A 12,383-nucleotide genomic window follows, 5' to 3' on the forward strand; every position below is an offset into this window, starting at 1 on the left:
GTGGAAACTCGCCTTCTTGATCCGGCGAAGGGAGCCCCCCTGCTCGTCACGCTCCACATAGACGAAGCCGTAACGCTTCTGGTAGCCATTGAGCCAGCTCAGGATATCGGTGAACGACCAGGCACAGTAGCCAAGCAGTTCCACCCCGTCCTGCATCGCCTCTTGGCACGCCTTGACATGGCTGCGCAGATAATCGATGCGGTACTCATCGTTCACCTTGTCGCCCGCCTCCAGCTTGTCGAACTCGCCAAGGCCGTTCTCGGTGATCATCAGCGGCAAACCGTAACGGGAAGAGAGACGACGCAGCGCGATGCGCATCCCGGTCGGGTCGATGGCCCAATCCCAGTTGCTGGTCTCAAGGTGCGGATTGGGCGCCGTCTTGTAGAGGCCGGGAATGCCGCTCGATGGCGTAGTGCCCTTCTTGCCGGTAGTGTTGATCCGCTGCAGGGTCTGACCGCCCAGGGGGTTATCTGTGTAGGTCAGGGTGTAGTAGTAGTTGACGCCAATGTAGTCGGGCGTCCCTTCGCGCAGCAACTCCATATCGCCCGGCAGGATCTCCGGCGCCTCGCCATTTTCCCGCAAGTAAGCGAGCGCCGCCTGCGGATAACGGCCAAAGCAGTAGGCATCCAGCCACCAGAGGTTGTTGAACTCCTCGGCGTTCTCGTAAGCCAGCATATCTTTCGGGTCGCACGACGCCGGATAGGCAGGGGAATAGGCAAAGCTCGGGCCAATCAAGCCGTTCGGTACATGCTGGCGAAACGCCTTGATCACCCGTGCATTGGCCAGAAAGGCGATATGGTTGGCGGCAAAGAAGCGCTTGCGATCCTGCACTGCGGGCGGATGGGTGCCGAGCTGATAGGCGTTAGTCAGGTTGTAGTTCTGCTCGTTAAGTGACACCCAGTACTTCACCTTGCCGGCAAAACGCTGATAGAGGGTCACGCAGTAGCGCTCGAAATCCTCGATAATGCGTCGGTCTTCCCAGCCGCCGTACTCATCTTGCAGCGCCTGCGGCAGATCCCAGTGATAAAGGGTCAGCACCGGTTCGATCTGGTGGGCCAAGAGGGTGTCGATCAGCTTCTCGTAGAAGGCCAGCCCCGCCTCGTTCACCTCCCCCCGACCGGTGGGATAAATGCGCGGCCAGCTCACCGAGAAACGGTAAGCCTTGAGCCCCATCTCGGCCATCAGCGCCACGTCCTCTTCCATGCGGTGGTAGTGATCCACCGCCACATCGCCGTTGCTCCCCTCAAAGGTCTTGCCCGGCAGCTTGGTGAAGAGATCCCACACCGAGGGCCCCTTGCCATCGGCATTCCAGCCCCCCTCCACCTGATAGGCAGCGGAGGCGGCGCCCCACAGAAAATCGCTCGGGAAGTCGTTGAACTTGTAGTGATGCATCTGGTGTTGCTCCTTCTGCGCTGATGGTGTCAGCCATCTCTGATAACTCGGCGCCCCTTGTCGGGGCGCCCGAAATGAATTGGCATAAGCATCCATCACTTCTAAAATTCCGTCCAATGACAAATTTGACCACTCAACATTCCCAACAGGAATGAAAGGAGCCCTGATGGAGCTACGGGATCTGAAAGCCTTCGTCACTCTGGGGGAGGTGCTGCACTTCGGCCAGGCGGCGGTACGCCAGCACGTTACCCAGTCGGCCCTGAGCAAACAGATAAGGCGGTTGGAGGAGGAGCTGGGCGGCGAGCTGTTCGAGCGCAACGCCAGTACCACTCGCCTCACCGGACTGGGCAGGGCGCTGTATGAGGATGCCCGCGAGGTGGTCATCCAGAGCGAGCAGCTCTCGCGCACCGCCCGCGACGTGCTGGCGGGCAATGTCGGCACCCTGCGCATCGGCTTTGGCGTGGCCACCAAAATCCTGGTGCCCGCCGCCATCGCCCGTTTTCGCACCGAGCGGCCGCAGGTGACCATCGAGCTCAACGATCTCTCCACCCACCACCAGCTACTGGCGCTCAGTGAAGGCAAGCTGGATCTCGGTTTTTGCCGCCTGCCCGCCCCCAAGGGGTGGCACGCCCTGCCGGTGGTCGAAGCCCACTTTGTCGCCGTGCTGCCCGCCAGCTACCGCGATGTGAGGGAGTTGGCGGATCTGGTGGACAAGCCGCTGGCGATCCTGCGTCGTGACAAGGCGCCATCGTTTTACGATCACCTGATGAACTATCTGGCCCAGAGCGGACTGCGATTTCGCGATATCCAGTACGTCAACGACTTCGCCGCCGGTGTTGCCACCGCGGCGGCAGAGATCGCCTGGACCCTGGTGCCCTCCTCCACCACCATCGAGCACCCGGATGTGCTCACCCTCCCCTTGAGAGACGGGGAAGCCTGCTGGACCATTGGCCTTATCCGTCCGCCCCACAGCAAGGGGCCCTTGATCGATGCCTTCTGGGCAACCATCGCCGATATGGCGCCAAGATAAACACGCCGTTGGCAAACAGCAGATGGCGGCCGCGCATCAACGATAGCGTTCGACGATACGCGCCAACTCGCCGCTTTGTCGCAGCTGTTGCAGGGCACGGTTGAACTCGGTTATCCGGGTATTGAAGCGGGAGTGCTTGCCGATGCAGAGATTGAACGGGGTAGAGGCAAGCTGCAGCGGCACCTCGACCACCTGCCCGGACAATCCCAGCTGGTTGAGTTTGAAACGAGCCACCAGTGGGTCGGTCACCATCAGATCCCCCCGACCCACCGCCAGCATTTTGAAGACATTATCAACATTGATGGTGTGATGAACGGTGAAGCCCGCCAGGTTCTCCTTGCCCCAGCCGTTACCGAAATAGTCGAGAAAGGTAAGCGATTTGAAGTCGCTCAAGCGGCTGGCTCGCTGAAACTCCGCCATGCGGGGATGGGCGCGCTGGGTAAAAATGGTTAGCACTGTGGTGGTGACCGGCTCTTCCACAACCAGGGTATAACTGCGCCGCTCCCGGGTGGCGATGGTGACAAAACCATCGGCCTGCGCCATCCGCACCATTTTTTGCGCCCGTTGCCACGGATAACCTTCATGGCGCACCCGCAGCCCCATGTGCGCTGCCACCCGCTCCATCACGTCGATCATCAGCCCGCGCATCTTGCCCTGTTCGTCACGCCACGAATATGGGGCAAAGTCGTCAAAGTAGACCAACTTCAACTCGGCCGCTGGCGCCGCCCAGACACTCTGCCACATCAGCAATCCCCACAAGATTGCGCTCCCCAGACTGACTCTCATGGCCGCGACTCCATCCACTTCTGCCACCTCTGAGCCTAGTGCAAAGCGGGCTGCGGCAAGGTTCAGGATCCAGTGAAAAAAGTGGCCAACGAAAAAAGAGAGAGGAAGCAGTGGCTTCCCCTCTCTCGTTCGTTTTTCAGCACGCCACCTTACCGATGGCGGTCACGGCTTGCCGGTTACGCCAGCTCGGCCCGCAGCGCCCTGGTGGCATCGACCATCACCTTGAGGGCGGCCTCAGTCTCTTCCCAGCCGCGAGTCTTGAGGCCGCAATCCGGGTTGACCCAGAGCCGCTCGGCCGGGATCTGTTTGGCCGCCTTGCGAAGCAACCCCTCAATCCAGCTCTGGCTCGGCACGTTCGGCGAGTGGATGTCGTAGACGCCCGGGCCAATCTCGTTGGGGTAGTTGAAGCGTTCGAACGCTTCGAGCAGCTGCATCTGGCTGCGGCTGGTCTCGATGGTGATCACATCCGCATCCAGCGCTGCCACTGCCTCGATAATGAGGTTGAAGTCGCTGTAACACATGTGGGTGTGGATCTGGGTGCTGTCCGCCACCGGGCTGGCACTCAGACGGAAGGCCCGCACTGCCCAGTCGAGATAGGCCTGATGATCCTGCTTGCGCAGGGGCAAGCCTTCGCGGATCGCCGGTTCGTCGATCTGGATGATCTTGATGCCGGCGGCTTCCAAGTCTGCCACCTCGTCACGAATGGCCAGCCCGATTTGCAGGGCGGATTGCTCACGGCTCACATCTTCGCGCGGGAAGGACCAGCAGAGGATGGTCACAGGGCCAGTCAGCATCCCCTTGACCGGCTTGTCGGTCAGGCTCTGGGCAAACTTTGTCCACGCCAGGGTCATGGGGGTCGGGCGGTCAATATCGCGGGTGATCACCGGCGGCTTGACGCAGCGTGAGCCATAGCTCTGTACCCAGCCGAAGCGGGTGATGGCAAAGCCATCCAGCAGTTCACCGAAATACTCCACCATGTCGTTGCGCTCGGCCTCGCCGTGCACCAGCACGTCCAGCCCGATGGCCTCCTGACGCGCGATGGCATCGCGGATCTCCGCCTGAATGCCCGCCTCGTAGGCGCTGTCATCGATGCGACCGGCGCGCCAATCCTGCCGCAACACCCGGATCTGCGAGGTCTGCGGGAAGGAGCCGATGGTGGTGGTGGGCAGCAGCGGCAGCTTGAGATCCGAGCGCTGCAGCTCGGCCCTGACCGGATAGGGGCTGTGGCGATCAAAATCGCTGTTGGTGAGGCTGGCGAGCCGTGACTGCACCGCTTTTTTGTGCACCCGGCTGTCGGACTCCCGATCCACGATGGGCTGGCTGTAGGCGGTGATTTTGTCGAGCTCGCCCCCATCCAGATACTCTCTGAGCAGTCCCAGCTCGAAACATTTTTGCAAGGCGAAGGCGAACCAGCTGCGGGTCTGGGGATCCAGCTCCTGCTCCAGGGTCAAATCCACCGGGCTGTGCAGCAATGAGCAGGATGAGGCCACCCAGAGCCGCTCGCCGAGTTTGGCTTTCAGTGCCTTCAGAGTCGGCGCCAGCTTGGCCAGATTGGCACGCCAGACGTTGCGGCCGTTGATCACCCCTGCTGAGATGACCCACTGGGCGGGCAGATGCGGCACCAGGGTCTCCAGTTGCTCGGGGGCGGCCACCAGATCCAGATGCAAGCCATCCACTTTCAGGCTGGTGATGATGTCGCGCTGATGGGCAACCGAACCGAAATAGGTGGTGAGCAGCAGCTTGCAGGGGCCCGCGAGGCGCTCGTAGGCGTTGAGGTAGGCCAGCCGCCACTCGTCCGGCAGGTCCAGCGTCAGCGCAGGTTCATCGATCTGTACCCACTCCACTCCCTGGGCGGCCAACTTGGCCAGGATCTCCTGATAGACAATCAGCAGGCGATCGAGCAGTTCAAGGCGGGAGAAGCCGCTCCCTTTCTCCTTGCCGAGCCACAGATAAGAGACCGGTCCCAGCAGCACCGCCTTGATCGGCAGCCCCAGCGCTTTGGCCTCTTCCACCTCGTCAAACAGCTGGCTCCAGCCCAGCTTGAAGCGCTGATCACGGCTGAACTCCGGCACCAGATAGTGATAGTTGGTGTTGAACCATTTGGTCATCTCGGCGGCAGCCGCCGCCGGGCCGGTCGGCGCACGGCCGCGGGCCACCCGGAACAGGGTGTCGAGATCGGTCTCGCCATGGCGGTGGCGGGCAGGCACTGCATCCACCAGCAGGCTGGTACCGAGCACCTGATCGTACCAGGCAAAGTCGCCCACCGGCAGCAGATTGACCCCGGCGCCGTGCTGGGCCTGCCAGTGGCGTTCACGCAGCGTCTTGCCCACGGCAACGAGTTCGGCCTGAGTGGTCTCGCCACGCCAGTAGGATTCGAGGGCAAATTTCAGCTCACGCTTGGCGCCGATACGGGGGAAGCCCAGGGTGTGTGCTCGTGTCATAGGTTCATTTCCTTATGCTCATTCATCTGATGGGAAACTGGATGATTTAGCCATCCAGATGTTTACACATCCAAAATGACAAGATAAGGTGACGCTGGCTATTGAATCCTCTTCAAGTGGCTCTCAAATAATCCTCAACTGACCGCCAGTCAGGTTCACCGCGAGGATACAGAGGCCGATTTTTACAGGTGCAAGAGGTGCCGGAGTCAAGAAGCGCAGCAGGTCACCGCCGACCGCAACCTCAGCGCCATACGCAATCTCACAAGGAGCCATCTTATGGCAGTGCCAAGCAATGCAGGGATAGAGATCAAACACTTGAAAACATTGACCGCGCTGGCCGAGCAGGGCTCGCTGGCCGGTGCGGCGCTGACCCTCAACCTCACCCAGTCCGCCCTCTCCCACCAGCTCAAAGAACTGGAGACCCGCCTCAATCTGGAGCTTTACCTGCGCAAAAGCCGCCCGCTGGTGCTGACCGCGGCAGGCAGCCAGCTGCTCGCCTTTGCCCGTCAGGTACTGCCCGCCCTGGCCCAAACCGAGAAACAGCTGCAGGCCTTGCAGAGCGGCGATGCGGGAAGGCTGCATTTGGCGCTCGATTGCCACAGTTGCATCCAGTGGCTGCTGCCGCTGTTGCCCGATTTTCGCCGCCAGTGGCCCGGGGTAGATCTGGAGGTGGAGTCAGTGCCGGGCTTTGATGCCATCAATGCCCTGCTCGGCGGCCAACTCGACCTGCTGCTCACCTCCGATGTGCAGGCCCGGGGCGATCTCCACTTCGAGCCGCTGTTTGCCTTTGATCTGACTCTGGTGATGGCGCCGGATCACCCCCTCTGCCACCGGAGCCACATCGAGCCGGGCGATCTGGGGGCGGAGGTGCTGCTGGTCTATCCGGTGGAGCGCAGCCGCATGGATATCTTCAACCGCTTTTTGCAACCCGCCGGGGTGGAGCCCGCCCGCTGCAAGCCGGTGGACAACACCTCGGTGATGCTGCAGATGGCCGCCGCCGGCCTCGGGGTCGCCGCCCTGCCGCGCTGGGCCAGCAACGAGTTTGTCAGACAGGGGATGCTCTGCGCCCGCCCCCTCGGCAGCGGTATTCGTCGCCATATGTACGGCGCGGTGCGGGCCGCCGATCGGGATCAAGCCTGCCTGCAGAGCCTGTTCGAGCGCATTCGCCGCAAGATGGAGGGATAGCCCTCCTCAGCGTGGCCGACCGACCTCTGCCAGCAGTGCAGGCAACTGCACCTTGATAAAGTCGATGAGGGCCCTGACCGCCGGTGACAGACCGCGCCGCGCGGGATAGAGCATCACCAGCTTGCCATCTTTGGGGCGCCACTCGGGCAGCAGTTGTTGCAGCCGCCCATCCGCCAACTCACTCACGCAGGCGTAAAGTGGCAAGCCCACCATCCCGAGCCCCGCCAGCGCCGCCTGTTTGAGGGTTTGCACATTGTCGCTGCGCAGCAGCACATTGACCGCCACCTCCTCACTCTCCCCGCTATCGTGCCGCAGCCGCAACAGATCGGCCTGACGCTCCAGCGAGCTGAAAAGCAGGGCATCCTCTCCTTCCAGCTGGCGTGGATGCGCCAGCGCATTGTGGCGCGAGAGCCACGCCGGGGTCGCCAGCACGCCCCACTGCACCGTGCAGAGCGGCACCTGCACCAGACTGGAGGGGGCCTGCTCGAAGGCCACCCCGCGGATCACCACATCCAGCCCCTCCTCCAGCAGATCCACCTGCCGGTTGCTGGCTTGCACGGCGAGTCTCACCTTGGGGTATTGCGCCATAAAAACGGGCAACAAGCGGGCAAGCAGCGCATCGGCAATAGTAATGGGCACGCTGATGCGCACCAGACCGCTCGGCTCCTGCTGCCGTTGCCGCACAGCCGCCTCTCCCGCCTGCGCTTCGGCCAGCATCGCCTGACAGTGGCGATAGAGCACCTCACCGGCATCGGTCAGGCTGAGTTGGCGCGAAGTACGTTGCAGCAGCCGGGTATCCAGCCGCTCCTCCAGCAGCCGGATCCGGCGCGAGATCCGCGACTTGGGCACGCCAAGCGCCCGCGCGGCGGCAGTGAATCCCTGTCGCTGCACCACATGGGTGAAGAGATAGAGATCATTCAAATCAAGTTCCAGTGGTGTCATCGGGCTGCCTTGGTAAGGGTGAGGTGCGTTCACATCGTTCCACCAATAGAACGATAAGAACCTATTTCACCAGATTGTCGCCATTTTTGCAGCCATCATAATGGCCCTGTCCCCATCAGACGGTTGCTGCGCGGGCAATCCGCCCCACCAGCAAGGGCCGTTTGACTGTTCCGATATCACAAGGAGTTCACCATGAAACTGCGACAAATCTGCTCTGCCACTCTGCTCGGTCTGGCGACCCTGACCACCACGCTGGCCACCACAGCGACACCGGCCATGGCCGCCGAGGCTGCCAGCCATCCGACCGTATCACCCAACCGCTATCTGGAGATGCTCTCCCGAGACAATGCGGTACTGCTGCTGGTCGACCATCAGGTCGGCTTGCTGAGCGGTGTGCGCGACACCACGGTGGGCGAACTCAAGCACAACGTGGTGGCGCTGGCCAACGCCGCCCGCGCCCTCGGCGTGCCGGTGATCGTGACCGCGACCATGCCCGATGGCATGTGGGGCCCCACCATGCCCGAACTGACCAGCGCCCTGCCGGATGTGAAGGTGATCAACCGCACTGTCATCAACGCCTGGGACGATCCTGCCGTGCGCGCCGCCATTGAGAAGACCGGCCGCAAACAACTGATCATCGCCGGGGTATCCCTCGAGATCTGCGCCAGCTTCCCGGCCCTCTCTGCCAAGGCTGCCGGCTATGATGCCCGGGTGGTGCTCGATGCCTCCGGCACCTTCAACGAAGCCAAGCGCACCACGGGTCTGCAACGCTTGCTGGGGGCCGGTATCCCGGTCACCGACTACGCCTCCGCCGCGGTCGAGATGCTACGTAGCAACGTCGACCCCAAGGCGCACGATGTCTACAGCGCCCTCGACATGCCTTTCGCTACCCTGGTGTGGCAGATGCAAGAAGGTGCCAAGAAGTCGTAACTCGCCCCGCCTTCGGTCAAATGACCGAAGGCTTCTTTTGTCTTCAAGAGGTTATATCGATGACCAGACGCCTGACTCTCTCCGCCCCCGTCAAGGGCCAACCGCTGCGCATTGGCAGCGGCTTTGAAGCCAGCCATTTTGGCGAACACTTTTTCAACGGTCTGATAGACCCCGTGGTGATGGTGGATCACTTCCAGATGACCGCCCCCACCTTCGAGCCCCATCCCCACGCCGGGATCTCTGCCGTCACCTATCTGTTCGAGGATTCGACGAGCCCCCACGTCAACTACGACTCCCTCGGCAATCAGGGCCCCATCGAACCGGGGGCGCTCCACTGGCTGGCGGCCGGGCGCGGGGCCGTACATACCGAGCAGCCGGAAGGGGCATCCCCCTATGTCCACGCCCTGCAGATCTTCGTCAACCTGCCTGCCCGTCAAAAGATGATGTCGCCTTTTGCCGTCCACGCAACCGCTGCCACCATCCCCGAGTTTCATGGCGAAGGGGTGCGAGTACGGGTGGTCGCAGGCCACAGCAACGGGATAACGGCGCCACACTCGGCAGAACTGCCCCAACCCTTTACCCTGCTCGATGGCCATTGCGCGCCCGGCAGCCGCTTCATCCATCTGCTGGCGGCAGGCTGGAATGCCATGATCTATCCCCTGACCGGATCGCTGACCCTGCAGGCGGAGGGAGAGCGGCACCTCATCCCGGCAGGTCACGGGATGGGTGTCAGCCTGCCTGCCGATGGCGGCGAGGCGGTGGCACTGCAACTTGAGGCCACCGAGCCCTGCCACTTCGTGCTGCTCTCAGGCCAGGCGCTCAATGAACCCCTGGTCAAACATGGCCCCTTCGTCATGAACAGCCACGACGCCATTGCAGATCGGCTGCATACCTATCAGCGCGGCGAATTAGGTCAGCTCAACGATGAGTGGCTGCGCAACGGCCAATATCGGCCATGAGCACGCTCGCTGGCCATCAGCCACAAAGCACGCGCTGGCCTCTGGTCTTCCTCGCCATTTTCGCCGGTGCCAGCGGCGCTCTCTGCCTTGGCAAAGTGCCCGCCGTGCTCGGCATACTGCGCAGCGAGCTGGGGCTGACACTGGTTGAAGCCAGCTATCTCGCCTCAGCTTTCAATACGCTGGCGATCCTCTGCTGTCTCTTTCTCGGCCTGTTGCTGACCCGCTGGAGTGGGCGGCAAACCGGGGTTGTCGGGCTTTTGGTTATCGTCACAGGCGGTGCGTTGGCGCTGCCCGCCACCGGGCTGGCCATGATGCTGCTGTCGCGCATTGTCGAGGGGATTGGCTTTTTGCTGGTCTCGGTGGCCATGCCCGCCTTTATCGTGGCGGTGACCCGGGAGGAGGATAAACGGCTGGCCTTGAGCCTGTGGGCGGTCAACCTGCCTCTCGGGGCGGCGGCGGGTATGCTGCTCACTCCCTGGCTCACGGCGCAAGGTGGCTGGCGACTGGCCTGGCTGATCCTGATGATCCCGCAACTCTCTGCCCTGCTGCTTCTGCTCGCCAGTCGCTCGGCAGATGGGCTGCGGGTCGGGGGGCCCCAAAGCGCGGCTAACGCAGGCCGCCCACTGCGCCAACTCACGGTGCTCCGGCAGAAGGCACTCTGGCGCTACGGGTTGGCGTTCACGCTCTACAGCCTGATGCTCTGGGCGCTCTTTGTCTGGCAGCCAACCATGTTGCAAGGCAGCCCCGGGATTGGCCAAAGCCAGATCGCCCTGCTTTCGGCGCTGGCGGTGGTCGCCAATATTCCCGGCAACCTGATGGGGGCATGGCTGCTGCGCCGGGGCGTGGCACGAGATCGGCTCATCAGCTGGGCACTGGGTCTGATGGCGCTGTGCGGCATGCTCGCCTTCTGGCCCGGCCTGTCGCCGTGGTGGGCCTATGGATTGTGCCTCGTCCTCTCCCTTTCGGGTGGCATGGCGCCGCCGGCGATCCTCTCGTCTGCGCAGGGAGTGAGTCAGGGGCCGGTGCAACTGGCCATCGTGCAGGGCTTTTTTGTCCAGCTCGCCAACTTCGGTCAGCTGCTTGGCCCCCTGTTGCTGGCGGCCCTGATGACGGACAGCGGCCATTGGGGAAGCGCTCGCTGGCTCTTTCTGGGCGGCTTGCTGCTGGTCACGCTGCTCTATGCCGCGGGCCACCTGCCAGGCTCAAGCATGGCTGCAAAACAGGCTCGATCGCATTCGCGGCAAGATGGAAGATGACGAATAGAGAGGGAAACATCACAGTTATCGCAGGGAATGCTGGCCGGACAAGAGGCTGTTCAGTATGTTAACTGTTTAATCATGCTTAACGGTAGCCACCATGTCTCAAGTCGATCTCAATCTCTTTCGCGTCCTCGATGCGGTGATCCGCTATGGTGGTGTCACCACGGCCGCCGAGATGATGGAGATGACCCCCTCGGCCATCAGTCAGGCCATCAGCCGCCTGACCACCCTGGTGGGCGAGCCGCTGTTTGTCCGCCAGGGACGCGGCATCACCCCCACGGCGCGAGCGCTCAGTCTGCACCACGAGATCATGGTGCCGCTGCACGACATGGAGCGCAGCCTGCAGCGCACCGATCTCTTTGATCCCCAGACCAGTCGGCGCACCTTTCGCATCGCGGGGGTGCCCGATATCGATATATTCTTCCTGCCGGAGCTCAACAACCTGCTGCAGACCCAAGCCCCCAACTGTCAGCTGGAGTGGAACACCCAGGTGCAGGACGAAGCCCTGCGCCAGAACAGCCTCTATCTACACAGCGTGGATCTGGTGCTGGCCACCAAGCCGATGGCGGAGCAGGGGATCGAAAACGAGCAGATCATGTCCCAGGCCCTGCGCATCGCCTGCCGCAAGGATCACCCCAGGATCCGCCAGGCCCCCGACATGGCCACCTTCTTCAACGAAAAGCACGTGGTATTGCAAACCAGGCGGCTCGACAGCTTGCTGCTCAACACCCTGACCAAGGCGCCGCTGCCGCCGCGTCAGATTGCCTACGAGAGCGACTCTCTGCTCACCGCCCTTCATCTGGTGAGCCGTACCGACTGGCTCTGCGTCGCCAGCCAGTGGCACATGGAGAAGCTGGGGCAGGCGCTGGATCTGGCCAGCTATCCCCTCCCCTGGCTCTCGGAGGATTGCCCCGTCTACATGAGTTGGCACAAGAGCTCCGGTCAGGATACCGGGCTTAATTGGCTCAAAGATCAGGTGCGGGCCGTCAGTTCGTTTTAAGTATGCTTAACAGTCAAGCATACCCATCTCCTCATCCGGGTATCGCTCTTCTCGACAAACCGCCTTATGGATAATCCCCCTTCAGGATAATCGGGGGCCTTTTCTCAACCATTAAGGCGCAGCTTATGACGACATCGTCGTGCCGAAGTAGCTGCGCAGCGCCTCCACCACCCGTCGCACCTTCTCCGGGATCTCCCGCTGCGGCGTGATGGCGTGGATCTCCATCGGTGCCACCCGAAAACCGGGCAACAGTTCGAGCAGACGCCCCTGAGCCAGATCCTCGCCAATCTCCCCCTCCGGTTGCAGCGAGATCCCCTGCCCCGCCAGCGCAAACTGGCGCAAGGGCAACACATTATTGCAGAGCACCTTGGCCTTGAACCTCACCCTGTGCTCGCCCCCCTTTTCATCCTGCAGCAGCAAACCGTTGCCCAGCATGTCGCCGCAAAGCCAGTCGTGGGT

The 12,383-nt window shown here is 62.3% G+C and carries 11 protein-coding genes; 6 read left to right on the forward strand and 5 right to left on the reverse strand.

Translation table 11 applies throughout. From position 1 onward, the window contains the following. A partial coding sequence (locus AB5Y92_RS14630) for a glycoside hydrolase family 1 protein (RefSeq protein WP_368227029.1) occupies positions 1-1,392 on the reverse strand: 1,392 nt, incomplete at its 3' end. Between the two features lie 166 nt (positions 1,393-1,558). Here AB5Y92_RS14630 and AB5Y92_RS14635 point away from each other — a divergent pair. Beyond that, positions 1,559-2,422: a LysR substrate-binding domain-containing protein gene (locus AB5Y92_RS14635; RefSeq protein ID WP_323906758.1), complete on the forward strand. Its 864-nt coding sequence runs from the start codon at positions 1,559-1,561 to the stop codon at positions 2,420-2,422. Between the two features lie 36 nt (positions 2,423-2,458). On the opposite strand, the gene AB5Y92_RS14640 is transcribed toward AB5Y92_RS14635, so the two are convergent. Continuing rightward, entirely contained in the window at positions 2,459-3,208 is a 750-nt protein-coding gene (locus AB5Y92_RS14640; protein WP_368227030.1) for a substrate-binding periplasmic protein, read from the reverse strand. A gap of 176 nt (positions 3,209-3,384) precedes the next feature. Continuing rightward, the gene (gene metE / locus AB5Y92_RS14645; RefSeq protein ID WP_368227031.1) at positions 3,385-5,649 is read right to left on the reverse strand and encodes a 5-methyltetrahydropteroyltriglutamate--homocysteine S-methyltransferase; all 2,265 of its coding nucleotides are present in this window, start codon (positions 5,647-5,649) and stop codon (positions 3,385-3,387) included. A 276-nt stretch (positions 5,650-5,925) separates the two neighbouring features. Between metE and AB5Y92_RS14650 the strand changes: the two genes are divergently transcribed. Beyond that, a complete protein-coding gene (locus AB5Y92_RS14650; protein WP_368227032.1) occupies positions 5,926-6,834 on the forward strand; it encodes a LysR substrate-binding domain-containing protein in 909 nt (302 codons plus the stop codon). 6 nt (positions 6,835-6,840) lie between these two features. Here AB5Y92_RS14650 and AB5Y92_RS14655 read toward each other — a convergent pair whose 3' ends face one another. Then, positions 6,841-7,776 carry a LysR substrate-binding domain-containing protein gene (locus AB5Y92_RS14655; protein ID WP_139459524.1) on the reverse strand — a complete coding sequence of 312 codons (936 nt, stop codon included), beginning with the start codon at positions 7,774-7,776 and terminating at the stop codon, positions 6,841-6,843. A gap of 192 nt (positions 7,777-7,968) precedes the next feature. Between AB5Y92_RS14655 and AB5Y92_RS14660 the strand changes: the two genes are divergently transcribed. The 4 genes from AB5Y92_RS14660 to AB5Y92_RS14675 all read left to right on the forward strand — a co-directional run bounded on the left by AB5Y92_RS14660 (position 7,969) and on the right by AB5Y92_RS14675 (position 11,924). Then, the gene (locus AB5Y92_RS14660; protein ID WP_005333630.1) at positions 7,969-8,706 is read left to right on the forward strand and encodes an isochorismatase family protein; all 738 of its coding nucleotides are present in this window, start codon (positions 7,969-7,971) and stop codon (positions 8,704-8,706) included. A gap of 59 nt (positions 8,707-8,765) precedes the next feature. Further along, positions 8,766-9,665 (forward strand): pirin family protein, encoded by a 900-nt coding sequence (locus AB5Y92_RS14665; RefSeq protein ID WP_368227033.1) that lies wholly within the window; start codon positions 8,766-8,768, stop codon positions 9,663-9,665. Next, the gene (locus AB5Y92_RS14670; RefSeq protein ID WP_368227034.1) at positions 9,662-10,921 is read left to right on the forward strand and encodes a CynX/NimT family MFS transporter; all 1,260 of its coding nucleotides are present in this window, start codon (positions 9,662-9,664) and stop codon (positions 10,919-10,921) included. The genes AB5Y92_RS14665 and AB5Y92_RS14670 overlap by 4 nt, the downstream gene beginning before the upstream one ends. A gap of 100 nt (positions 10,922-11,021) precedes the next feature. Beyond that, positions 11,022-11,924 (forward strand): LysR family transcriptional regulator, encoded by a 903-nt coding sequence (locus AB5Y92_RS14675; RefSeq protein ID WP_005352600.1) that lies wholly within the window; start codon positions 11,022-11,024, stop codon positions 11,922-11,924. A 123-nt stretch (positions 11,925-12,047) separates the two neighbouring features. Here the strand turns inward: AB5Y92_RS14675 and AB5Y92_RS14680 are convergent. Next, positions 12,048-12,383, reverse strand: a 336-nt coding sequence (locus tag AB5Y92_RS14680) for a LysR substrate-binding domain-containing protein (RefSeq protein WP_368227035.1), incomplete at its 5' end; no start/stop codon positions are given.

The sequence above is a fragment of the Aeromonas sp. R1-1 genome (assembly GCF_040908495.1).
GTDB lineage: Bacteria > Pseudomonadota > Gammaproteobacteria > Enterobacterales > Aeromonadaceae > Aeromonas > Aeromonas veronii.